The organism is Polaromonas sp. P1_F9 (assembly GCF_056405615.1).
The window spans coordinates 631,694-653,869 of the sequence record NZ_JBFUBT010000001.1 but is presented as its reverse complement, the minus strand read 5'-3'; the positions used below and the strand labels follow the sequence as shown (position 1 = coordinate 653,869).

Sequence of the window (22,176 nt, the reverse complement as noted above, 5' to 3'; positions counted from 1 at the left end):
CTGATTGAGGCCAGGCCCGCCCCGGTGAACACCGGAGCGGGCTTTTTTCCTTTCCATTACGCTTCGTCTTTTGAGGAGTCTCCATGACGCAGCCCGCAGACAAGGATTTTGACAAAGGCCTCGCCACCCGCAAGCAGGTGATGGGCGAGGATTTTGTGGCTAATGCTCTCGACAAGGCCACCGGTTTTTCCCTGCCGATCCAGCACTTTGTGACCCGCAATGCCTGGGGTGATGTGTGGCAGCGGCCGGGGCTGGACCTCAAAACGCGCAGCCTGATCACCGTGGCCATGCTGACGGCACTGGGCAAGCAGCATGAACTCAAAGGCCATGTGCGCGGCGCGCTCAACAACGGCGTGACGCCTGAGCAGTTGCAGGAGGTGTTGCTGCACGCCAGCATTTACTGCGGTTTGCCCGCGGCCGTAGAGGCTTTCCGGACAGCGGCGGAAGTCGTGGACGCACCCAAACCATGACGGCCATCCGGCGCTGCGAGGAGTCCGACTGGCCGGCCGTGTGGCCCTTGTTGTGCGCGACCTTTGAGGCCGGCGATACCTACGCCTTTTCGCCGCAAAGCACCGAAGCCGAAATCCATGCCGTTTGGATGGAGGCGCCTCGGGCCACCTATGTCGTGCGCGAAGGTGAAGCCGGTGACGGGCGCGTGCTCGGCACCTACTTCATCAAACCCAACCAGCCTGGCCTGGGCTCGCATGTCTGCAACTGCGGTTACGTGGTGGCCCCTGAGGCGCAGGGCCGGGGATTGGCATCTGCGATGTGCGAGCACTCACAGCGCGAGGCAATCGCCATGGGTTTTCTGGCGATGCAGTTCAACCTGGTGGTATCGACGAATGAGCGGGCCGTGCGCTTGTGGCAGAGGCTGGGGTTTGAGGTGGTGGCCACCTTGCCGGGGGCGTTTCGGCACCAGCGGCTGGGGCTGGTGGATGCGTTTGTGATGTTCAAGACCCTGGTTTAGGAGGATTTTGCCTTTCAGGCCAATGGGGACATGCGCGAGCAGCTATTAAATTGATAGCGATGGGGTTGTTTCACAGGTTGCGCTCTTTGCTTGGTGTTACTCGCCGCGCTGCTGCTGGCGGGGCAACCACCCGCCAGCCAGCCCGGAAAGATCCCTCATCGCTGAAAACCACCCTTACTTCAGGGTGAGGATCAGGACTACACGCTTGCAGCCGTGCAGGGCGCACAATGAATTTTCCAGTTGCCTCCCTGGTAGCTGCGAGACAGCCCGGCCGGCAGGCCTCTTCGCTGCAACCGTCCTGAAAGGAAAACAATACCCATGCAAGTCCAAGTCAATTCCAATCACACCATGCACACCGGCGAATCGTTCGAGCGCTGGGCCAGCACCGAACTCAACACCTCACTGAGCCGCTTCAAGGGTGACATCACGCGCATTGAGGTTCATATGAGCGATGAAAACAGCGACAAGATCAGCCCCGACCAGAAACGCTGCGTGATGGAGGCGCGGCTGGCGCATCATGAGCCACTGGCCGTCAATCACCAGGCGCCCAGCCAGGACGAAGCCTTTCGCGGCGCAAGCGACAAGCTCAAGCGGGTGCTTGACCATACGTTGGGAAAATTGCGCGACCATCACCGCGCGCGTGAAACCATCCGGCACGAGCCGGACGCCATCTGAATCGTTGCCTAAGCCTTGTCAACCAGGGTGATAGCCTTGGCCATCGCAAAGCGGCGCAGTGTGGCCCCACGCCTTTCAATGCGTTGTTCTTCCCTGACCGAGAATCCCTGGTGCTCGAAAAATGGCCGGCTCACCAGGCTGGCCTCGGTAAAAAACTCCACGATGCCGAGACCGCGCAGCGCAGTTTCGGTATGGCCGTAAAGCTGCGAAGCCACACCGCGGCGCGCGGCAGCGGGCGACGTAAACAGGAGGTCGATATGGCCATTTTTTTCGTAGCCAATAAAGCCCAGCAGCCCGCCGCCTTCCGTGTTTTGCGCCAGCAAGATTTGTAATGGCCCGAGCCGCGTTTTCCATGAGCCCAGATCGCATGGGCGGGGCGCCCAGGCCTCGCGCTGCACGGCGTCGTAGTGGCTTCCCGCCAGGCCATGAACCGCATCGGTGAACAGCTGGGCGACTGCGGCGAGGTCTGAATCCTGGTAAGGGCGGATATGCATGATGGGATCAACAGCGATAAAGCAGGCGATGATAAAGGCGATTTTGGCCTGCAGCCTAGTCAGGGCGATTGCAGGCAGCTATGAATTTAATAGCAATATGACAGTCGCCACCTTATCTGCCAGTGCATGGCGGTTGCGCTGAAGCGGCGCAAAAACAGCCACGGATTCCTTTTTTTACGGCAAACTGTGCTGTCCTGTTCCAAATGGCAGGACTGGCTGCCTCAGACTGGCTGCCGTGAAATAAAACTGCGCCTCACCTTATGAAAATAGCCCTGCTGTCCGATGTGCATGCCAACCTGCGTGCGCTGGAGGCCTGCCTTGCCCACGCTGCAGAGCAGGGCGCCGGCCGCCTGGCCATACTGGGAGACCTGGTGGGCTATGGCGCGCAGCCGGCCGAGGTGGTGCAACGGATTCGCGGCCTGGCGGGCGAGGGCGCCGTCGTGCTCAGGGGCAACCATGACCAGCACACGGTGACCCCGCCCGTACAGGCGCGCTCGGTCGATCAAAGCGGCGCCGCCTGGACGCATGACCGGCTGAACAAGGAGGCGCTGGACTTTCTGGAGGCCCTGCCGCTGACGGCGACTGTCGGCACCGCGCTGCTGGTGCATGCGAGCGCCGACTCGCCAGGGCGCTGGCACTATGTGGACAACGAACGCCGCGCCGAGGCCAGCCTTGACGCCGCATCGCTCGATCCGGACGTGCGCTATGTGTTTTGCGGTCACGTACACCAGCAGACGCTGTATTTTCACGGCGCGGGGCAGGGGCTGATGCGCTTTCAGCCTACTCCGGGTGTGCTCATTCCTGTGCCGGCGCACCGTTACTGGCTCGCTACCGTGGGTTCGGTCGGCCAGCCGCGCGACGGCAATACCAAAGCCATGTATGCACTGTTTGACCCGGAGCTGGCCGAGCTGACTTTCCACCGCGTGACTTATGACCACCTGGCTGCCGCAGCCGATGTGCGCGCGGCGGGACTGCCCGCATACTTTGCGCAGCGGCTGGAGGCGGGCCTGTGAGGTTGATGGCACCCGGGACCGTGGTAGATGGATTTGTGGTTGGCGAATGCCTGCATGCCGGCGGCATGGCGCACATCTACCAGGTGGGGTATGCCGACGCAACGCGTGCCGTGCCTTTTCCGTTGGTGATGAAGGTGCCGCGCATGACGGCCGGCGACGGCGCGGAAAACATCGTGGGCTTTGAGGTCGAGCTGCAGTTGCTTTCCGTGCTGACCGGGCCGCATGTGCCGCGGCTGGTGGCAGCGGGAGATCTCGAAAAGCTGCCTTACCTGGTGATGGAATACGTCTCCGGCCGCACCCTGCAACAACTGCTGGACGAGGCCGCAGCGCCGCTGCCCGCGGAAGAAATTGCCCGGCTGGGTGCGGCGGTGGCCCAAGCGGTGCACAGCCTGCATCTGCAGGATGCCTGCCACCTGGACCTGAAACCGGCGAACGTGCTGATACGCCCCGATGGCAGTGCCGTCCTGCTCGACTTCGGCTTGTCTTGCCATGCGCATTACCCGGACCTGCTGGCTGAAGAGCTGCGTCCCGCCGTCGGCTCCCCGACCTGGATGGCGCCCGAACAGGTGGTGGGCGTGCGGGGCGACCCGCGCAGCGACATCTTTGCCATCGGCGTGATGCTGTATGAGCTGGCCACGCGCGCGCTGCCTTTTGGCAACCCGCAGACCCGCGGCGGCCTGCGGCAACGCCTGTGGATGGACCCGGTGCCGCCGCGCGCGCTGCGGCCAGACTTGCCCGAATGGCTGCAGGAAGTGATCCTGCACTGCCTGCAGAACGAGGCCGACCGGCGCTATGCGTCAGCTGCACACCTGGCGCTGGATCTTTCCGACCCGACGCAGATCGCCGTGACGGGGCTGGGCCAGCGCCTGCAATCCACGGGATTTTGGGGCCACTTCAAGCGGTGGCTGCGCGCGGCGGGCAAAGACTATCAGCCCAGCCCGCTTCCCTCCCGGCAAATTGATGCGGCGCCCATCATCCTGGTGGCCGTCCCTTACCTGGATGTGAGCGACGCCACGCTGTATTCGCTGCGGCGCGCCGTGATGCGGGTGCTGGGCACGACACCGCGCGCGCGGCTGGCCTGCGTGACGGTGATTGATCCGTCGGCAACCCCGGGCCACGACGCGCAAACCAGCGAGACCACCGTGCACCGGCGTTACCTGGGCATGCTTCGCCAGTGGGCGCAGCCTTTGCATCTGAGCAACCAGACGATGTCTTTTCATGTCATCGAGTCGGGCGATGTGGCGCAGGCACTGCTGCACTATGCCCAGGGCAATCACGTCAGCATGATCGTGATGGGCGCTGCGACGCACGGCCTGCAGATGCAGCGCCTGCTGGCGACGGTGCCGATCAAGGTCGCCATGGCAGCGCCTTGCACGGTGATTCTGGTGAAGCAGGCATTGCCGTTTGACCGGCTGGGGAATGAGGCGGCACCACCGACGCTCGCCAGCATCAACGCGGCGATGGTTTAAGCGAAAAGAGCTCCCATCCCTTTATGGATAAGCGCAAGGCGCTATATAAAACGTAGCAAATTAAAACGCGGCAGATTGCATGTTCACGACCCGGCCATGAGCCGGTGTACCAGGTCGGCCGTGGTGGACGCCTTGTATTTGCGCATCAGGCGGGCGCGGTAAATTTCGACGGTGCGGTGGCTGATCACCAGCGCGCGGCCGATTTCCTTGGAGGTCATGCCGTCCATCAGGTGCGCGGCCACTTCACGTTCACGTGCGGTGAGCTCGGCCGTGACGGGGCGGCGCGAGCTCAGGTCCTCGAAAGTCCAGATGCCGGCTTCGTGCGGTGCGCTTCGGTTGAGCGCCCGCCCCGTGACATGGCACCAGAAGGTTTCACCCTTGTTGCGGCCGTCCACGCGCTTCATGATGCGGTCGTCGGAATACAGGCCCTTGGCGTTCAGGATGGGAATCATGCGTGCGCCTATGCGCTCGTACTCGTCCGCGCTGGGATAAAGAATCATGAATGACTGGCCGGCGAGCTGTTCGCGCGTGGCGCCGAACATCTCGCACAAATGCTGGTTGCAGTCCACAATGGAGCGGTTGCGGGACAGCACCAGTCCCACCGGTGCCAGATCGAATGCGAGCTGGTAATCGACTTCCACAGTACTTACCTTTACGGAAAACTACCTAACTTGATAAGTAGTATCGTAATGGATTGCTGATGGCACCTGCCAGCGTCACGACACAAGGAGACTATTTGTGAAAAAACTTTTCCCTTCCGCCGCAGAAGCCCTCAAGGGCGTCGTCAAGGACGGCCAGCTGATGGCCGTTGGCGGTTTCGGCCTGTGCGGCATTCCCGAGGCGCTGATCGAAGCCTTGCGCGACAGCCAGGTGAAGAACCTCACCGTAATTTCCAACAACGCCGGTGTTGACGGCTTCGGCCTGGGCAAGCTGCTGGAAACGCGGCAGATCAAAAAAATGATTTCGAGCTACGTCGGCGAGAACAAGGAGTTTGAGCGCCAGTACCTGGCGGGCGAACTGGAACTGGACTTCACGCCCCAGGGCACGCTGGCCGAAAAGCTGCGCGCAGGCGGTGCCGGCATTCCGGCCTTCTTCACCAAGACCGGCGTGGGCACGCAAGTGGCAGACGGCAAGGAGCTGCGCGAGTTTGACGGCGAGACCTATGTGATGGAACGTTCACTGGTGCCTGATGTGTCGCTGGTCAAGGCGCACACGGCCGACAAGTCCGGCAACCTGCGCTTTAACCTCACGGCCCGCAATTTCAACCCGGCCGCCGCAATGGCCGGAAAGATTTGCATTGTCGAGGTGGAGAAGATCGTTGAGGTCGGCGAGCTGGCGCCGGACGACATCCATCTGCCCGGTATTTATGTGCATCGCATTGTGCTCAATGCGAACCCCGAAAAGCGCATCGAAAAGCGAACCATCACCGAGAAAGCGGGAGTTTGATATGCCCTGGACCCAAGACCAAATGGCGGCACGCGCCGCCCAGGAACTCGAAGACGGTTTCTATGTGAACCTCGGCATCGGCATCCCGACGCTGGTGGCCAACTTCACGGGTGACAAGGAAGTGTGGCTGCAGTCGGAAAACGGCATGCTGGGCATTGGCCCGTTTCCGAACGAAGACCAGGTGGACGCCGACCTGATCAACGCCGGCAAACAGACCGTGACGACGATCAAGGGCTCATCCATCTTTGGCAGCCATGAAAGCTTCGCAATGATCCGCGGCGGCAAGATCAATTTGTCCATCCTGGGCGCCATGCAGGTCAGCGAAAAAGGAGACCTCGCCAACTGGATGATCCCGGGCAAGATGGTCAAGGGCATGGGTGGTGCCATGGACCTGGTCGCCGGCGTCAAGCGCGTGATTGTGCTGATGGAGCACGTTGCCAAAAAGAAAGACGGCACCGAAGACATGAAGATTCTGCCGAAATGCACCCTGCCGCTGACGGGCGTGGGCGTGGTGGACCGCATCATCACCGACCTGGCCGTGATGGACGTGGTGCCCGAAGGCCTCAAAGTCGTGGAACTTGCGCCCGGCGTAACCCGCGAGGTCTTGCAGGCCAAGACGGGTGTCCAGCTCATTTGATCTGTAGCCGGGCGGTAGTTTTGCACTACCGCCCGGCAACTTTCAGCGTGCGGCTAACGGCTGCACAGGGTTGCGGAACACCTGCACCAGGCCCAGCAGGATCGCCAGCATGCCCGCCAGGCTCCAGGGCGCCAGGCGGTTGCCCAGTACCAGGTAGTCGAGGGCAGCCGTGCCTGCAGGCACCAGGTAGAACAGGCTGGTGACGTTGACCAGGTTGCCTGCATGAATCAGGCGGTACAGCAGCAGCGTGGCCACCACAGACATGACAACCCCCATCCACACCAGCGCCACCCAGAAGCCGGTGCCCAGGTCAACAGACATCGGCTGAAACGGCGCGAAGAGCAGGCACAGCAACAGGCTGCAGGCCAGCTGCAGCGGCAGCACTTCACGCGGCGCCTGCCTGACTGACTTCTGCAAAATGGCGCCCAGCGTCATGCAAGTCAATGCGCCGAAAGCAAACAGCATTCCGGTGGCGGTGAAGTGCGCACGCGCAATGCTTTCATACACCACCAGCACCAGTCCGCCCAGGGCCAGGCCGAGGCCTGCCAGGCGTCGCCGCGAGAAGGCCTGGCGTTCCGTCAGTGCCAGTGTCAGGATGGGCTGCACACCCAGCACGGTGGCCAGCACGCCGGGAGTGAGGCCGTGGTCCAGCGCCAGCAAATGGCAGATGGAATAGCTGCCGATCATCAGAAGGCCCGTCAGCGCGACGCGCAGGCGCGTGCCGGGCGCTGGCAGCCAACGCCGTCTGGCCAACCCGAGCGCCAGCAGAATGCTGAGCGCAAGGGCAAACCGTAAACCCAGAAAGGCGAAAGGGCTGGCGTGCTGCAGCCCGAGTTTGGAGAAAAGCGCGCCGCTGCTCCAGATCAGGACGAAAAGGGAAGTCGGGCCGAAGGTGGCCCAGGCCGTGTTTTTTGAAATCATGAAATTACCTGCCGAAAGAAGGACAAGCTCCAGCGAGCGCACGTGGCGCGGCTGCGCCAGTGGCTGAATCAAACGAGGCTGGAGAGCTGGACCGGCTGGGACTCAGCCGGGAACGTGCGCGGCCGGCGGGTAAGCGCCGGAAGCGACCACGTTGCGCGGAGGTGCGGCAGGTGGGGGAGCAGTGAAGCCGCCTGTCAGGCGCATGTCATCGGCCAGCAGGGCTGGCGCAGTCGCATGGCTTGAAAAAGGCGTGTACATGAGCAGACTATACCCGGCGAAACGGGTGCGGGAGCGATGGGTTCATGAAGAGACGCCGCGCGGGGTTCAGGACGCGGTTTTTTTACCACGCTTGCTGCGCGTGGCCGAGGGTGACTGGGTGGCCTGGGCGGCCGGTTTGGCGGCAGCCTTGCGTTTCGTTGCAGGCGGTGTTGGCAGCAGCTCGTCTTTTGCGAGGTTTTCAATCATGGCCAGCAGCACCGCGCGCGTGGTTTTGATGTCTTCGGGGGCAATGCCTTCAATGCTGACGTTGTTGGTTTCTTCGGCCAAAGGCACCAGCAGCTTCTTGAGCGCCCGGCCCTTGTCGCTCAGGTGCACGTACATGTTTTTCTTGTTGGTGGGCAGTTGCTTGCGCACGATGTAGCCCAGCGACTCCATGGCCTTCATCGCAATGAACGTGGTGGGCTCCATCACGCCGGCGCGTTCGCTGAGCTCTTTTTGCGTCAGCCCGTCTGACTCCCAGAGAATGCGCAGGAAGGTCCAGTGGCCAAAGGGAACGCCATGCTCTGCCAGACGCACCTGCAGCGCGCGGTGAAAGGCGCGTGAGGCATCGCGGATCAGGTGTGCGAGGCGGTCATTGGGGACGGCTTCACGCCAGTGACGGATGATGTTTTGCGTATCGTTGGTCATGAACCGGCATTGTGACGCACTTGGTGCCCCGGCCGGCAATCCCGCCCGGTGCGAGCGGATTCCAGCAGCGCCAGGCACACCGCCGTGGTGGCCCGGGCCCACTCGCCGCTGTGAACCGGTGAGTGGCCGTTCACCACTGCGGCAAAGAGCTCGTCGATCACCTCCTGGCGCGGAACCGGCGGGGCAGGAAGGGGTTCGAAGGTTTTTTCGCCGTCAGCGTAGATGGCGATGCCTGTCGGGCCGGGGCGAAGATCAGCTTTTTCGCAACTCACGATGAACTGGCCGAAGTGCTGGTGCTGCAGGCCTTGCTGCAGGGCGGTACCGGCCATGTACAGGCTGCCGCCATAGTTGCGCGCCGCTTTCAGCGCGGCTTCTTCAGCCGGGGTGGACGCAACCTGCAGCCGTTTGCGGGCGGCGCCATAGTCATTCGGGTTTTTGGCCTGGCCCATTTCGCCGATGTTGCCCAGCAGCTCATCCGAGTCATAGTGACCATAGCCACTGTAGGTGGCAGAGGCGAACGCACCGCCTTCAAATTCGATCAATGCGCTGTAGGCGCCTTCAGTGGGGCGGGCTGCATCCCAGGCACCGGTGTGGGCGCGCACGTTGCGCACCAGCCCGCCGCCCAGCAACCGGACGATGTCCATCTGGTGCGTGGCCTGGCTGTGGATCACGCCGCCACCGGCTGCCGTGTCGAGTTCCTCCGGCCTGCGCGGCCGGTAGAGAAAGTCGGTGTAGTTCATGGTGTGAATCATCTTCACCGCACCATACCGGCCGCTGTCGACGAGTTCGCGCGTGCGCCGTATCGGCATGTTGAAGCTGTGGCTGTGGCCCACGATCAGGTGAACGCCTGCGCTGCGGGCCGCTTCAATCATGCTGGTGCATTCGTCCACCGTCAGGGCCATCGGTTTTTCCACCAGCACATGTTTGCCGAAAGAGGCGGCCAGGCGCACGTGCTCCGCATGGAACTGGTGGGGCGATGCGATGTAAAGCACTTCCACGGCCGGATTGGCGCACAGCGCTTCAATGGATGCGTAGCTGGGCGCGGCAAAGTTTTTTTCAAACTGCGCGCGGGCCTGGGCAATCGGGTCGCTCGCGCCCACCAGCGTGACGCGGCCGTCATGCACAAAGGTGGGCAGCATCAGCGTGAAGGCGCGCCCCAGGCCCACCACGCCCATCTTCAGTGTGCGGTTTGTCATAAGTCCAGTACCAGTTCAGGCGATTTTGCCCGCGAGACGCAGACCATGATGTGGTCAGCCTTTTCCTCGTCGGTCAGCACCATGTCGCGGTGCTCGGCGTCGCCTGCCAGCAGGCGGGTCTTGCAGGTGCCGCAGGTGCCGCTCTCGCAAGAGCTGGCCACGCGCAGGCCCGTGGCGCGCAAGGCCTCCAGAATGGTTTGTTCTGCACTAACCTCGACGCTCTTCCCGCTCTTTTGAAGCCGCACGGTAAATGGCGTGTTATCGGCATACACCGTGGCGTCGACGCCGAAGCTTTCAAAATGCACGGAACCCGAAGGCCAGTGGCCCGACATGTCGGCCACGCTGTCCATCAGGCCTTTGGGGCCGCAGCAGTAAATGTGCGCGGCGGTGGGTTTTTCAAATACCGGCCACAGGTCCAGCGCCTGGTCGATGTCGCCGTTGTCGTGGTGAATCTGCACCTGGCCCGCAAACTCGGATTGCAGCTCGTGGATGAACGCCGTGCTGCCCGCATCGCGCGTGCAGTAGTAGAGCTTGAAGCTGGTGTTCGTGCGCTTGAGGTGGCGCATCATCGACAGGACCGGCGTGATGCCGATACCGCCCGCCACGAAGATCGACTCGGCGGCGTGGCTTGCCAATTCGAAGTTGTTGCGCGGCGCGCTGACCGACAGCAACTGACCCGCTTGCACGTCATCCGCCATGCTGACGGAGCCGCCACGGCCGCGCTCATCACGCTTGACAGCGATCTGCCAGGCGCCGTTGTCGGCCGGGTCGCTGCACAGGGAATAGTTGCGCCGCACGCCGCTCGGCACTTCAACCGTCAGGTGCGAGCCGGGCGTGAAGGCGGGCAGGGGCGCGCCGTCCGGGTGACGCAACTCGAACAGGTAAATGCCTTGTGCAACCGCTTCCTTCCTGAGCACCCGCAGTTTAAAAAAATCCGGCTCAATGGCGGCCGCGGCAGGGCTGCCTGCTGCGACGCTAGGGTTAACGCTCATCGTTGTCTCCGTATGGTGATTGACAAATGTCAAAAGCCCGATATTCTTAGTGTGCTAAGAATAATCTGCTTGCCCCGGATTTGCAAGCTGCTTTTGATTTCATGCCGAGCCCATGAATTTGCAACCGATGTGAAGGATATTTGCGATGTTGACCGCCGAAGAAAATGACCTGTTGTGCCGTGTGGAGGGCCTGGCCCCCATGGGCCAGTTGATGCGCCGCCACTGGACGCCGGTATGCCTGATCGAAGAGGTCAGTGAGCTTGACGGCACGCCTGTCAAGGCACGGGTGTTTGGGGAGGACCTGGTGGTGTTTCGCGACACCAAAGGCCGGGTTGGCGTGATGGACGAATACTGTCCGCACCGGCGCGTGTCGCTGGTGTTTGGCCGGAATGAAGACTGCGGCCTGCGCTGCCTCTATCACGGCTGGAAGATGGACGTGGAGGGTAATGTGCTGGAGATGGTTTCAGAACCCGCCGCCAGCGGCATGGCGCAAAAGGTCAAGCACCTGGCTTATCCGGTGAAGGAGTGGGGCGGTTTTGTCTGGGCTTACATGGGGCCGAAAGAAACCCAACCCGAGTTCGAGCCACCGGCCTGGGCACCCACCGCCGACACGAGGGTGACGATTGCCAAGGCACTGATTCCCTGCAACTGGGCGCAAATCCTGGAAGGCGCGATCGACTCGGCCCATAGCTCCAGCCTGCATTCTTCAGACATGGTGCCGGCGCGCGTGGAAGGCGCCGAGGCCACGGATACCAACTGGCTGCGGCCCTCAACCGACAAGGCGCCGCGCATGCAGGTGGAGCGCGGCGGCTACGGTTTTCGTTATGCGGCCATACGCCGACCCATCAAGAACGCGGCGGTCAATGACTACATTCGCTCGACCGTGTTTGTGGCGCCCGCCACAGCGCTGATCCCGCCCAACAACCTCTACAACGTCGCCAACATCAACGTGCCGATGGACGATACCAACACCGCGTTCTATTTCATCGCCTGGGGCCATTCGTCGCAGACGCCTGACACCGGCGCCTGGCGCAAATTCCTTGGCCAGCAGCTGGGCCCCGACCTGGACGAAAAATACCAGCCGCTGCGCAACCGTGCCAACCACTTCTGGCAGGACCGCGAAGCCATGAAGGCCGGCAACTTCACCGGCATTACCGGTTTCCCCAACCAGGACATCGCCATGTGGGTGACCATGGGCCCGATTGCCGACAGAACGCATGAACGCCTGGGCGCCAGCGACATGGCGGTGGTGGAGTTCCGCAAGCAGATGCTGGAGGCGGTGAGCGCGTTCCAGGCGGGGGAAGCCGCCATCGGGACAGGCGAGCTCCGTATTCCGCCCAGCGTGGTCGCTTTTCAGGCTATTGTTCCGAAAACGACGGACTGGCGTGCCTACCAGGCGTCCTATGTGTGGGATTCCCGGCAGCCAGCGCTGGAGCCGTCCTATTCCACCTGAGGCAATTTCCTGTCTCTGCTTTTTCTTTTTTGCGACCAGACTTCAAAAATTATCAGGAGACATCCATGAAACAGCGCCGCCATCTTCTCCACTGTCTATGGGCCGGTACCGTGCTGGCAGCCGGCACCTTGCTGCCGATGTCCGCAGCCGCGCAGGGCGCCTACCCGAACCGGCCGATCAAGTTTGTGGTGCCCTACGCGGCCGGCGGCCTGCCCGACACCGTGGCCCGCATTTTTGCGCAGCGGCTGGGCGACAAGCTCGGCCAGTCGGTGGTGGTCGACAACCGGCCAGGCGCCAACGGGGTGGTGGCCGCGCAGGCGCTGGCCACCGCCCCGAAAGACGGCTACACCTTCCTGGTGACGGACGGCTCGATGTTCTCCATCAACCCAGCAATCTACAAAAGCCTGGGTTACGACTTCAAACGCGATTTCATGCCCGTGTCGCTCGCGGCTCGCGCGCCGCTGTACCTGGCGGTTCACCCCAAAGTACAGGTCAATACATTTCAGGAGTTCATCGCGCTCGCCAAGGCCAAACCGGGAACCTTGAACTACGGCTCTTCAGGTATCGGCAGCACACACCACCTGACCATGGAGGCGCTGAAGGCATCGCTCGGCCTGCAAATCACGCATGTGCCGTTCAAGGGCACGGGCCAGTCGGTTCCGGCGCTGATCGGTGGACAGGTCGACGTGCTGTTCTCCGCACTGCCGTCACTGTCCGGTTTTGTGAAAGGCGGGCAGGTCAAGCTGCTGGCCAACAATGCCGCCCAGCGCTCCAGCCAGGAGCCCAATGTGCCGGCGATTGCTGAAACCATCCCGGGCTTTGACTTCGCGCCCATAGTGGGCGTACTGGCCGCTACGGGCACGCCGGCGAGCGCGATAGAGCGCATCAGCGCCGAGATGGCGCAGATCGCCAGGATGCCGGAAGTTATTACCACGCTCAATAACGCAGGCATCGAGCCCATCGGCAGCAGCCCCGCCGACTACAACAAGGCCATCCTCGGCGAAAACGAACGCCTGGCCAAGGCCATTGTGGCCTCCGGCATCAAGCCGGAATAAGGAGCCGCCCACAAAACCCTCCTGGCGTTGTTGCGTCGCCTTGCCGTGCTGTAGCACTGTCCGCGGCGACGCGCCTAGCCAGGACCGCTTCGCTGGGTTTTGTGAACGGCTCTGAAATCTGTCATCCCAATCTCTCAAGGAACACAACGCGACATGTCAAAACTGAAACTGACTTTCGGCTGCTGGAACTATGACCGCACCCGCGCCCTGATGGACGGGAGCGTGCAGCCCGATGGCATCGACCTGAACTACCTCAACATGCCGGTGGAAGAAACTTTCTTTCGCATGCTGCGGCACAAGGAGTTTGATGCCGCGGAAATGTCACTTTCGTCGTACACCGTGTCTCTGTTTAACGAGTCGCGGCCGTTTGTGGCGATCCCGGTGTTCCCCTCGCGCTTTTTCCGGCACTCCTGCATCTATGTGAATGCCAACTCAGGCATTCGCGAGGCTAAAGACCTGATAGGCAAGCGCGTGGGCAACCCCGAATACCAGATGACGGCGCCGGTGTGGATACGCGGCATCCTGTCCGACCATTACGGCGTGCCTGTTGACAGCGTGACCTACTTCACCGGCGGCGAGGAGGAACCCGGCCGCTCTGAAAAGATCAAACTGGATTTGCCGCCCAACATCAAGGTCGAGCGCATTGGGCCCGGGCAGACATTGGCGCAGATGCTGCTCGACGGCGAGATCGACGCGCTTTACACCGCGCGCATGCCTTCGAGCTTTTTGAAAGGTGGAGGCAAAGTCAAACGCCTCTTTGAAGACTACGAACAGGTCGAGCGCAACTACTTCCAGGAAACGAAAATTTTCCCCATCATGCACACGGTGGCAATTCGCCGTGACGTGTATGAAGCCAACCGCTGGGTGGCTCGCGCACTGATGAAAGCGTTGGAGGAGTCGCAGCGGCGCACTTACGAAGACCTGTACGAAACAGCGGCACTCAAAGTCATGCTGCCCTGGTTGACTTCGCACGTCGAGCAGGTCAAGCGCGAGATGGGCGAAGACTTCTGGCCTTACGGATTCGAGAAGAACGAAGCCACGCTGCAGACCTTCTTGCGGTACTCGTTAGAGCAGGGCCTTTCAAAGCGGTTGCTCAAGCCTGCCGAATTGTTTGCGCCCGAGTCACTCGAGGCGTTCAAGATATGAATAAGTTGCTATGAATTTTATAGCTGGTGGCGCACGTCCAACAAGCGCCAACGGTCAATAAGATGATGAATACGGATGACTGATTCCTTCCTCGGTTACTTGCTGGCCGGCGCTGCGCTGTTGCTTTTCACGGTCTCCATTCTGGTGACCAAGGTGGCGTCCAGCCGCCTGGAGCTTGGCCTGGGTTTTCTCATCGCGGCTTCCTCGAACGTGGTGTTTTCTGCGTTGGCCACGCTGGTGCAGATGGGGCTGCGCACGGATGGCTTGCAGTGGAACGCGCAGGCGTTCTGGCTTTTTGCCGCCGCCGGTGCGTTTGCCACTTACCTGGGGCGCTGGTTTTTTTACGAGTCCGTGGTGCGTTTCGGACCGGCCAAGGCCAGTGTTTTCCAGATCAGCAGCCCGCTGTTCACCGCACTGATGGCCTGGCTGCTGCTGGGAGAGCGTCTGAGTTTGCTGGTAGCGCTGGGCATAGTCATGACGATAGGCGGGCTGATGCTGGTCAGCTACAAGCCCGGCTTTTTTTCGCGCCGCGGTTCCACGGCAGCGCTGGCGCCCGACGGAGGCCCCGCACCTGCGCCTGTGCGATCCACCGCGCTTCAGCGGGCGTTGCAATCCGCCCTTTTGCTGGGTATGGGCAGCTCGCTGGCGTATGCGATCGGAAACGTCCTCAGGGGATCTGCGGTGCGCAGCTGGAATGAACCCGTCGTAGGCGCGCTGATAGGCGCCGCCAGCGGCCTGGCCCTGCTCCTGGTTTTCAGCGCTGGCAAGCGCGCGATGGCCGCCCGTTTGCGCTCGGCCAGCCGCAGCGGCATGGCGCTGTATGCGTTGATCGGTGTGACCACCATTTCAGCCCAGATGTGCGTGATCGGCGCCATGCGCTACATACCGCTGTCCGTTGCCACACTGGTCACGTTGTGTACGCCGGTCCTGGTTTTTCCGCTGAGCCATCTGCTGTTCAAAGACCAGGACGCCATCAAGGCCACCACGCTGGCGGGCAGTGGCTTGACTTTGCTGGGTATCTTCATCATTGTGATGCGTTGACGCACCGACCCTGACCCGGAAACTCAATACCGCAGTGCCAAAAAGGCACCCAGCCGGCACAGCCCCGATGATTGGGGTACGCGGTTACGAAGGAACTCAAGGCACAGATATCCTGGAAGGCTCCGAAGCAGTATGCCGGTCCCTGAGGCAGGCCCCCTGTGCGCCGGCGATCAGCGGGCTTCAAGGCCTTCAAAGCAGGTGCTCAGCACCAGGGCGACGATTTCATCGTCGGTGTACAGCTCCCCCATTTTCAGAAACTCCAGCACAGGATCGCAGGCGCGGGCGTACAGGGTATACAGCACCGCAATGGGCGGGAGCTTGGGGTTGAGCGCGCCTTGTGCCTGCGCCGTCTCGATCCAGGCGCCCAGGCGGTCGCTCACGTCCATGAGCCCATCCATGTAGTCCTTGTTGGCCATCAACGCGGTGCGCAGGCTGGAGTTCTGGCTGGGCAGCGAGGGCATTTCACCCGCCAGCTTCAGGCCCATGGTCCACGCCACCACTTTACGCAGCTTGTCCACGGCGGACAACTCTGAGGGCAATGTGTCCAAAAAAGCCTGGGCCCGGCGCATGACCGAGACCATGGCCGCCGCTGCCAGGTCTTCCTTGCTCGGGAAGTGCTTGTACAGGCTGGCTTTGGCAATACCCACCGCGGCAGCCACCTCGTCCACTGTCATGGCTTCAAAGCCTTTTTCCGCCAGCAGACGGTTCACCGACTGGATGATGGCGTCTTCACGCGCCAGCAGCATTTGTGCCTTGAAAGAGGGCTTGGGGAGGGTACTGAGCGTCATAAGGCCTGATTTTAGCCAATTTAGTTTGAAAAAAGAATTCCAAGGAAATATTAATACTAAATGGTTTTAATAAATACTGATTGGTATAGAATTGACCCAAGCAATTCAAGGAGTGCGTGTGTCGATCAAAGTGGCCATCGTGGGTTCGGGTATTTCAGGCTTGGCGGCCGCCCACGCCCTCAGGGGCAAGGCGAACATCACGCTGCTGGAGGCGGGCGCCTGGTTTGGCGGGCATACCCACACCGTGGATGTGACGCTTCCCACGCCGGGCGGTGAGGTCACCCACGGGGTGGACACGGGGTTTCTTGTCCTTAACGAGCGCACTTACCCGCAACTGATCAAGCTCCTGGCGGAGCTGGACGTGGCAAGCGTCAAGTCAGAGATGTCGTTTTCGGTGCAGACTGACGATTTCGGCAACGGCCGCGCCATGGAATGGAGCGGCTCCAGCCTGAACACCGTGTTTGCGCAGCGCGGCAATCTGGCCAACCCGCGCTTTTGGGGCATGCTGCGTGATTTGCTGCGCTTTAACGCCCTGACCAGTCGCATGGCCCAAAGCGGAACCGATGCGCAACTGGGCCAACCCCTCGGAAAGTTCCTGGACGAGCACGGCTTCGGCGCCGCGTTTCGCGACTGGTACTTCCTGCCCATGATGGCCTGCATCTGGAGCTGCCCCACCGCGCAGATGCTGCAGTTTCCGGTCTCGACCATGGTGCGCTTTTGCCACAACCACGGCTTGCTGCAAATCACCAACCGCCCCCAGTGGTGGACCGTGCAGGGCGGTGCCAGGCACTATGTCGAAAAAATCACCGCGGGCATTGCGGACAAGCGGCTGAACTCCCCGGTGCGCCGCATCGAACACACGGGCAACACGCCGGACGGTAAAGCCAGCGTGCGCATTCACACCGACGCGGGCGCCGAGCTGTTTGACAGGGTCATCATCGCCACCCACTCCGACCAGGCCCTGCGCATGCTGGCCGCGCCAACGGCGCAGGAGCGGGAAACCCTGGGAGCCATTCACTACCAGTCCAACAAGGCCGTGCTGCACACGGATGCCTCGGTTCTGCCGACGCGCAGGGCGGCATGGGCGGCCTGGAACTATGAGCGCGCGGCGGCAGCCGGGCAGGAGGGCGCGCGGGTGTGCCTGCACTACCTGATCAACCGCCTGCAGCCCCTGCCCTGGGAGCAGCCGGTGGTCGTATCCCTGAACCCGGTACGCCCCATCGCACAGGAAAAAATCATCGGCGAGTACGACTATGCCCACCCGGTTTTCGATCTGGCCGCCGTGGCGGCGCAAACCCGCATGCCGGCGCTGCAGGGCAAAAACCATCGCTACTTTGCGGGCGCGTGGATGGGCTACGGCTTTCATGAAGACGGCCTCAAGGCCGGGCTGGCTGCCGCCGCGCAGCTGCTGGCGGACGCATGAGCCAGCCCGTGCCGCTCATCGGTTTCGGCCAGGTGCGCCACACCCGCCTGCGCCCGCGGCGCCACGCGTTTGCCTACCCCACCTATTTCCTGATGCTGCCGCTGCGCAGCCTGCACAGGCAGGCACCCCAGCCCGGGCAGTGGGACATCAACCGCGGCGGTCCGCTCAGCTTTTTCGAGACCGACCATGGCGACGGACGCGGCCTGGAGCAGGGCGGCGCCATCGCCTGGCTGGACGAAGTGCTGCGGCGCGAAGGCATTCATGACGCGACCGGCGAGGCCTGGCTGCACACCTATCCGCGTGTGCTGGGCTACACCTTCAAGCCAGTGAGCTTCTGGTATTGCCACCGCGCGGCAGGCGACCAGGAGGGCGGCCTGCGCGCCATCGTGGTGGAAGTCAACAATACGTTCGGCGAGCGGCACTGTTATGTGCTGGATGCCCCGCGCTATGGCGTGGAGCAGCGCGCGGACAAGGTGTTTCACGTCTCCCCCTTCAACCCGGTGCAGGGCCACTACCGCTTTCGCTTTATGCGCAGCGAACAAGGCGAACAGGCGCGTACGGTGGCCCGCGTGGATTTCTACGACGAAGTCGTTGCCGACGCCGCCGTGCTGCAGACGAGCGTGAGCGGCAGGCTGCAACCCATCACGCCCGCCGTCCTGCGCAGCGCCGTGTGGCGCTATCCCGCGATGACGCTGGGCGTGGTGCTGCACATCCACGTCCAGGCGCTGCGCCTGTGGCTGAAAAAAGTGCCTTTCTTTCGCAAACCCGCGCCGCCGCAAAGCTTTGTCTCGCGTTAGAGGCGCACGCGCAATGCATAAGCCCCATTCCAGGAGTCCGACATGAACGCCGTTACCCGCACCGTCCAAGGTCTTGCGTTTCCAAATGATGCACCGGCTGCCGCCCGAAGCGCGCTGCGCCTGCTGCAAAACCTGCGCCACGGCGCGCTGACCCTGCACCTGCCCGACGGCTCGCAGCGCCGCTTTGGCGAGCACCCACAGCAGCACGACATGCATATGCCCGGACACCCCAGCGCCAGCATCACGTTGCACAACTGGAAGGTGTTCGGCGCCGCGCTCAAGTCCGGCGACATCGGCTTTGCCGAGAGCTACATCGCCGGGGACTGGAGTACGCCCGACCTGACCCAGCTGCTCAAGCTGTTCTCCGCCAACCGCCGGGAGGTCGATGCCATGATCTTCGGCACATGGTTCGGGCGGCTGCTGTACCGCGTCAAGCACCTGCTGCACCACAACAGCCGCGCCAACAGCCGCAAGAACATCCATGCCCACTACGATCTGGGCAACCCGTTTTACCGCCTGTGGCTGGATGAGACCATGAACTACTCCGGCGCCTGGTTTGACGGCGACCTGTCGCGCCCCTTGCCCGAGGCGCAGAACGCCAAGGTGCGCCGCGCGCTGGACATGGCCGGCGTGAAGCCCGGCGACCGCGTGCTGGAAATCGGCTGCGGCTGGGGCGCGCTGGCCGAGCAGGCCGCCGCCCACCGCGGCGCGGCCGTGGTGGGCGTGACGCTGAGCACCGAGCAGCTGGCCTATGCCGAGGCGCGCATGCGGCGCCTGGGCGTCGGCACCGGCGCGGGCGGGCGGGCCGACCTGCGCCTGCAGGACTACCGCGACATCCCGGACGCGCCCTTTGACGCGATCTGCTCCATCGAGATGGTGGAGGCCGTGGGCCAGGCCTATTGGCCCACGTACTTTGCCGCCGTGAGCCGCCTGCTCAAACCCGGCGCGCGCGCCTGCGTGCAAAGCATCGTCATCAACGACACGCTGTTCGACCGCTATGTCGGGTCGACCGACTTCATCCAGCAGTACATCTTTCCCGGCGGTTGCCTGCCGTGCCCGCGGGAGTTCCGCCGCCAGGCCCAGGCCGCGGGGCTGGAGGTGGTGGACGAATTCGCATTCGGCGCGGACTACGCCGAGACGCTGCGCCGCTGGCGCGACGCCTTCATCGCCCGCAAGGCCGAGGTGGCGGCGCTCGGCTTTGACGAACGGTTTATGCGCATCTGGGAGTTTTACCTGGGCTACTGCGAGGCTGCCTTTGACACGGGTGATATCAACCTGATGCAGTACACCTTGCGCAAACCTGAAGCGCTTTCGATATGAAAAACGCATCTGCTTGCGCGATATTGGCGGTCATTGGGTGCTTGTCTTGCTTGCAAGTTCAGGCTCAGCCCCTGCCGCAAGAGCTGCGCTCCGCCTTGCCTGCGGCCAGCCTGTCGGGTCAGGCTGGTTTGAAATTCTGGGGCCTTGAAGTTTACCGGGCGACCCTCTGGGTCGCACCAGGATTCGACGGGCCAGCCTATGAAAAAAGCCCGTTTGCGCTGGAGCTGGCTTACCTGCGTGACTTCAAAGGGGCCGACATTGCCCGGCGATCCATTGCGGAGATGCGCCGCCAGGCGCCCATCACCCCCATGACCCCGGCGCAGGAAGCCGCCTGGGAAAACCAGATGCGTGCGCTGTTCCCGGATGTCGGCGCCGGCGATCGCATCACCGGGGTGCACCAGCCCGCCACGGGCGCGGTGTTCTGGAGCAACGGCCGCCTGCTCGGTGAAGTGCGCGACCCGCTGTTTGCCAAATTCTTCTTCGGCATCTGGCTGTCACCGCAAACCTCCGAGCCGCAAATGCGCCGCGCGCTGCTGGCGCAGGAGAAATCCCCGGCTCCGGTGGGTGCCGCACCATGAATCCCTCTATGGCCGCGCGCATCGAAGCGGGGCCCCGGGTTCTGGGTCTGAGCGGCGGGGCGCGCTACGGCCTGCTGGGGTTGCCCCTGGCGTTTTGCGCCCTGCCGCTTTATGTCTTGATGCCCAATCTGTATGCGCGCCATTGGGGTGTGTCGCTCGCGGCTTTGGGCGCCGTGCTCCTGGGTGCACGTCTGCTCGATGCGGTCATAGACCCGCTGTTGGGCCGTCTGTGCGATCGCCTGTATGCCACCTCATTGCACGCCGTGCTGGCCATGGGCGCGGTGGCCGCGGCCGTACTGGCAGTGGGATTTTCTTTTTTGTTTGTGCCGTTGGTGAGTGATTCCACCGCACTGCTCTGGTGGGCAGGGTTCTGGCTGGTCGTGACCTACGCGGCCTACAGCGCTTTGTCTATTGCGCACCAGTCCTGGGGCGCCATGCTGGGCGGCGACGCGCTGTATCGCAGCCGCGTCGTGGCCTGGCGCGAAGGGCTGGGCCTGGTGGGCGTGCTGCTCGCGTCGGTCACGCCCGCGCTGCTGGGCGTGCCCGCCATGCTGGCGTTGCTGGTCGCTGGTCTGGCAGGGGGCTGGTGGGCCTGGCACGCGGCGCCCCGGCCCGAGCGCCGCCATGCGGCGGCAAGCGCCGCGGACAGCACCGCCGGCGCGCTCCGGCATCCGTGGCGCAACCCGGACTTTCGCCGCCTCCTGGGCGTCTACCTGCTCAACGGCATCGCCAGCGCCATCCCGGCGACGCTGGTGCTGTTTTTCCTGCAAGACCGTTTGTTGGCCAGCGAGGCCATGCAGTCCGCCGCGCTGGCGGTGTACTTTGTGTGCGGCGCACTGTCCATGCCGCTGTGGCTGCGCGGGGTCAAGCGCTGGGGGCTGGTGCACAGCTGGCGCTTTGGCATGCTGCTGTCCATTGCCGTTTTTCTGGGCGCGAGCCGGCTGGGCGCGGGCGACGCATCCTGGTTTTTGCTGGTGTGCGCCTTGTCGGGCGCGGCTTTGGGCAGCGACCTGGTCCTTCCCGGCGCGTTGCTGGCCGGCGTCATCGCCAGGGCCGGTGACCGCGGTCGCGCCGAAGGGGCTTACTTCGGCTGGTGGAACTTCGCCACCAAGCTGAACCTGGCGCTGGCCGCCGGCCTGGCCCTGCCTTTGTTGGGCTGGCTCGGTTATGTGCCCGGCGTGCGGGATGCCAACGCGTCAGCCCTGCTCACCGCCGCCTACTGCCTCCTGCCCTGCGCGCTCAAAGCCCTGGCGGCCGGCGCGCTCCATTTTTTCATCCTCCCAACCACGGCCCCGCCGCACACCCCATGACACAACGCACTTTTTTCCACCGCTCACGCCTTCTCGCCGTAGTCGTGTGCGCCGCCTTGCTGGGCGCATGCAGCACGCCGCAAGTGCAGGACTACGCCAGGGAAACCCCGGTGCTGGAACTGCGCGACTACTTCAACGGCACGCTCGACGCCTACGGCATCTTCACCGACCGCTCGGGCAAGGTGGTCAAGCGCTTTAGCGTGGTGATGACCTGCACCTGGAAGGGCGACGCCGGCGTGCTCGACGAAGCCTTCAGCTATTCCGACGGCACGACCCAGCGGCGCATCTGGCGCCTCACGCGCCACGCCGACGGCCGCTACACCGGCCAGGCCGACGACGTGGTGGGCACCGCCGAGGGCCGGCAAAGCGGCAACGCCTTCAACTGGGCCTACACCCTGGCCTTGCCGGTGGACGGCCGGGTCATCAACGTGCAGTTTGACGACTGGATGTACCTCATGAACGACAAGGTCATGCTCAACAAGGCCGCCATGCGCAAGTGGGGTGTGGGCCTGGGCGAAGTGACGCTGTCCTTCACCAAGCGATAGACAG

Annotated in this window: 25 protein-coding genes; 17 read left to right on the top strand and 8 right to left on the bottom strand. The window is 63.0% G+C overall.

All coding sequences use genetic code 11. The features are described 5' to 3' along the window. Positions 1 to 83 precede the first annotated feature (83 nt). The 3 genes from AC1DYR_RS03030 to AC1DYR_RS03020 all read left to right on the top strand — a co-directional run bounded on the left by AC1DYR_RS03030 (position 84) and on the right by AC1DYR_RS03020 (position 1,642). The gene (locus AC1DYR_RS03030) at positions 84 to 470 is read left to right on the top strand and encodes a carboxymuconolactone decarboxylase family protein (RefSeq protein ID WP_477703771.1); all 387 of its coding nucleotides are present in this window, start codon (positions 84 to 86) and stop codon (positions 468 to 470) included. After that, a complete protein-coding gene (locus tag AC1DYR_RS03025) occupies positions 467 to 967 on the top strand; it encodes an N-acetyltransferase family protein (protein WP_477703770.1) in 501 nt (166 codons plus the stop codon). Before AC1DYR_RS03030 ends, AC1DYR_RS03025 begins: the two co-directional genes overlap by 4 nt. Positions 968 to 1,285: 318 nt before the next feature. Further along, positions 1,286 to 1,642, top strand: coding sequence for an HPF/RaiA family ribosome-associated protein (locus AC1DYR_RS03020; protein ID WP_477703769.1), 357 nt, complete (start codon positions 1,286 to 1,288; stop codon positions 1,640 to 1,642). Positions 1,643 to 1,650: 8 nt separating this feature from the next. Here AC1DYR_RS03020 and AC1DYR_RS03015 read toward each other — a convergent pair whose 3' ends face one another. Continuing rightward, positions 1,651 to 2,136, bottom strand: coding sequence for a GNAT family N-acetyltransferase (locus AC1DYR_RS03015; RefSeq protein WP_477703768.1), 486 nt, complete (start codon positions 2,134 to 2,136; stop codon positions 1,651 to 1,653). Positions 2,137 to 2,396: 260 nt separating this feature from the next. On the opposite strand from AC1DYR_RS03015, the gene AC1DYR_RS03010 reads away from it, so the two are divergent. Together AC1DYR_RS03010 and AC1DYR_RS03005 are read left to right on the top strand one after the other, a co-directional pair. Next, positions 2,397 to 3,149 (top strand): metallophosphoesterase family protein, encoded by a 753-nt coding sequence (locus AC1DYR_RS03010; RefSeq protein WP_477703767.1) that lies wholly within the window; start codon positions 2,397 to 2,399, stop codon positions 3,147 to 3,149. Beyond that, positions 3,146 to 4,618 carry a protein kinase domain-containing protein gene (locus tag AC1DYR_RS03005; RefSeq protein WP_477703766.1) on the top strand — a complete coding sequence of 491 codons (1,473 nt, stop codon included), beginning with the start codon at positions 3,146 to 3,148 and terminating at the stop codon, positions 4,616 to 4,618. The genes AC1DYR_RS03010 and AC1DYR_RS03005 overlap by 4 nt, the downstream gene beginning before the upstream one ends. Positions 4,619 to 4,701: 83 nt before the next feature. Here AC1DYR_RS03005 and AC1DYR_RS03000 read toward each other — a convergent pair whose 3' ends face one another. After that, on the bottom strand, positions 4,702 to 5,259 hold the full coding sequence (locus AC1DYR_RS03000) for a helix-turn-helix transcriptional regulator (RefSeq protein WP_457280177.1): 558 nt from the start codon (positions 5,257 to 5,259) through the stop codon (positions 4,702 to 4,704). A gap of 97 nt (positions 5,260 to 5,356) precedes the next feature. Here AC1DYR_RS03000 and AC1DYR_RS02995 point away from each other — a divergent pair, with 97 nt between their 5' ends. Together AC1DYR_RS02995 and AC1DYR_RS02990 are read left to right on the top strand one after the other, a co-directional pair. Further along, on the top strand, positions 5,357 to 6,064 hold the full coding sequence (locus tag AC1DYR_RS02995; protein WP_457280178.1) for a CoA transferase subunit A: 708 nt from the start codon (positions 5,357 to 5,359) through the stop codon (positions 6,062 to 6,064). 1 nt (position 6,065) lies between these two features. Continuing rightward, entirely contained in the window at positions 6,066 to 6,701 is a 636-nt protein-coding gene (locus AC1DYR_RS02990) for a 3-oxoacid CoA-transferase subunit B (protein WP_477703765.1), read from the top strand. A gap of 42 nt (positions 6,702 to 6,743) precedes the next feature. Here the strand turns inward: AC1DYR_RS02990 and AC1DYR_RS02985 are convergent, their stop codons facing one another. The 5 genes from AC1DYR_RS02985 to AC1DYR_RS02965 form a co-directional block, all read right to left on the bottom strand. Further along, positions 6,744 to 7,622: a DMT family transporter gene (locus AC1DYR_RS02985; RefSeq protein WP_477703764.1), complete on the bottom strand. Its 879-nt coding sequence runs from the start codon at positions 7,620 to 7,622 to the stop codon at positions 6,744 to 6,746. A gap of 102 nt (positions 7,623 to 7,724) precedes the next feature. Further along, a complete protein-coding gene (locus AC1DYR_RS02980; protein WP_477646178.1) occupies positions 7,725 to 7,880 on the bottom strand; it encodes a hypothetical protein in 156 nt (51 codons plus the stop codon). Between the two features lie 66 nt (positions 7,881 to 7,946). Next, a complete protein-coding gene (locus AC1DYR_RS02975; RefSeq protein ID WP_477703763.1) occupies positions 7,947 to 8,528 on the bottom strand; it encodes a MarR family winged helix-turn-helix transcriptional regulator in 582 nt (193 codons plus the stop codon). Next, positions 8,525 to 9,724, bottom strand: coding sequence for a Gfo/Idh/MocA family protein (locus tag AC1DYR_RS02970; protein WP_477703762.1), 1,200 nt, complete (start codon positions 9,722 to 9,724; stop codon positions 8,525 to 8,527). Before AC1DYR_RS02970 ends, AC1DYR_RS02975 begins: the two co-directional genes overlap by 4 nt. Continuing rightward, positions 9,721 to 10,716 (bottom strand): PDR/VanB family oxidoreductase, encoded by a 996-nt coding sequence (locus AC1DYR_RS02965; protein ID WP_477703761.1) that lies wholly within the window; start codon positions 10,714 to 10,716, stop codon positions 9,721 to 9,723. Before AC1DYR_RS02965 ends, AC1DYR_RS02970 begins: the two co-directional genes overlap by 4 nt. Positions 10,717 to 10,861: 145 nt before the next feature. Here AC1DYR_RS02965 and AC1DYR_RS02960 point away from each other — a divergent pair, with 145 nt between their 5' ends. The 4 genes from AC1DYR_RS02960 to AC1DYR_RS02945 all read left to right on the top strand — a co-directional run bounded on the left by AC1DYR_RS02960 (position 10,862) and on the right by AC1DYR_RS02945 (position 15,411). Beyond that, the gene (locus tag AC1DYR_RS02960; RefSeq protein ID WP_477703760.1) at positions 10,862 to 12,169 is read left to right on the top strand and encodes a Rieske 2Fe-2S domain-containing protein; all 1,308 of its coding nucleotides are present in this window, start codon (positions 10,862 to 10,864) and stop codon (positions 12,167 to 12,169) included. Between the two features lie 65 nt (positions 12,170 to 12,234). Beyond that, positions 12,235 to 13,224 (top strand): Bug family tripartite tricarboxylate transporter substrate binding protein, encoded by a 990-nt coding sequence (locus AC1DYR_RS02955; RefSeq protein WP_477703759.1) that lies wholly within the window; start codon positions 12,235 to 12,237, stop codon positions 13,222 to 13,224. Between the two features lie 153 nt (positions 13,225 to 13,377). Continuing rightward, positions 13,378 to 14,370: a substrate-binding domain-containing protein gene (locus tag AC1DYR_RS02950; RefSeq protein WP_477703758.1), complete on the top strand. Its 993-nt coding sequence runs from the start codon at positions 13,378 to 13,380 to the stop codon at positions 14,368 to 14,370. 75 nt (positions 14,371 to 14,445) lie between these two features. Beyond that, positions 14,446 to 15,411, top strand: a complete 966-nt coding sequence (locus tag AC1DYR_RS02945) for an EamA family transporter (protein ID WP_477703757.1) — start codon at positions 14,446 to 14,448, stop codon at positions 15,409 to 15,411. A 170-nt stretch (positions 15,412 to 15,581) separates the two neighbouring features. Here AC1DYR_RS02945 and AC1DYR_RS02940 read toward each other — a convergent pair whose 3' ends face one another. Next, positions 15,582 to 16,199, bottom strand: coding sequence for a TetR/AcrR family transcriptional regulator (locus AC1DYR_RS02940; protein WP_477703756.1), 618 nt, complete (start codon positions 16,197 to 16,199; stop codon positions 15,582 to 15,584). 124 nt (positions 16,200 to 16,323) lie between these two features. On the opposite strand from AC1DYR_RS02940, the gene AC1DYR_RS02935 reads away from it, so the two are divergent. From AC1DYR_RS02935 to AC1DYR_RS02910, 6 genes are read left to right on the top strand one after another with little or no spacing between them, the layout of a single operon-like run. Next, the gene (locus AC1DYR_RS02935; protein WP_477704125.1) at positions 16,324 to 17,622 is read left to right on the top strand and encodes an NAD(P)/FAD-dependent oxidoreductase; all 1,299 of its coding nucleotides are present in this window, start codon (positions 16,324 to 16,326) and stop codon (positions 17,620 to 17,622) included. After that, positions 17,619 to 18,419 carry a DUF1365 domain-containing protein gene (locus AC1DYR_RS02930; RefSeq protein ID WP_477703755.1) on the top strand — a complete coding sequence of 267 codons (801 nt, stop codon included), beginning with the start codon at positions 17,619 to 17,621 and terminating at the stop codon, positions 18,417 to 18,419. Before AC1DYR_RS02935 ends, AC1DYR_RS02930 begins: the two co-directional genes overlap by 4 nt. Positions 18,420 to 18,461: 42 nt before the next feature. Next, positions 18,462 to 19,739 (top strand): class I SAM-dependent methyltransferase, encoded by a 1,278-nt coding sequence (locus tag AC1DYR_RS02925; RefSeq protein ID WP_477703754.1) that lies wholly within the window; start codon positions 18,462 to 18,464, stop codon positions 19,737 to 19,739. A gap of 50 nt (positions 19,740 to 19,789) precedes the next feature. Beyond that, the gene (locus AC1DYR_RS02920) at positions 19,790 to 20,317 is read left to right on the top strand and encodes a chalcone isomerase family protein (RefSeq protein ID WP_477703753.1); all 528 of its coding nucleotides are present in this window, start codon (positions 19,790 to 19,792) and stop codon (positions 20,315 to 20,317) included. Next, complete coding sequence (locus AC1DYR_RS02915) at positions 20,314 to 21,627, top strand: MFS transporter (protein ID WP_477703752.1); 1,314 nt, start codon at positions 20,314 to 20,316, stop codon at positions 21,625 to 21,627. The genes AC1DYR_RS02920 and AC1DYR_RS02915 overlap by 4 nt, the downstream gene beginning before the upstream one ends. Then, entirely contained in the window at positions 21,624 to 22,172 is a 549-nt protein-coding gene (locus AC1DYR_RS02910) for a DUF3833 domain-containing protein (protein WP_477703751.1), read from the top strand. Before AC1DYR_RS02915 ends, AC1DYR_RS02910 begins: the two co-directional genes overlap by 4 nt. The last annotated feature ends 4 nt before the right edge of the window (positions 22,173 to 22,176 follow it).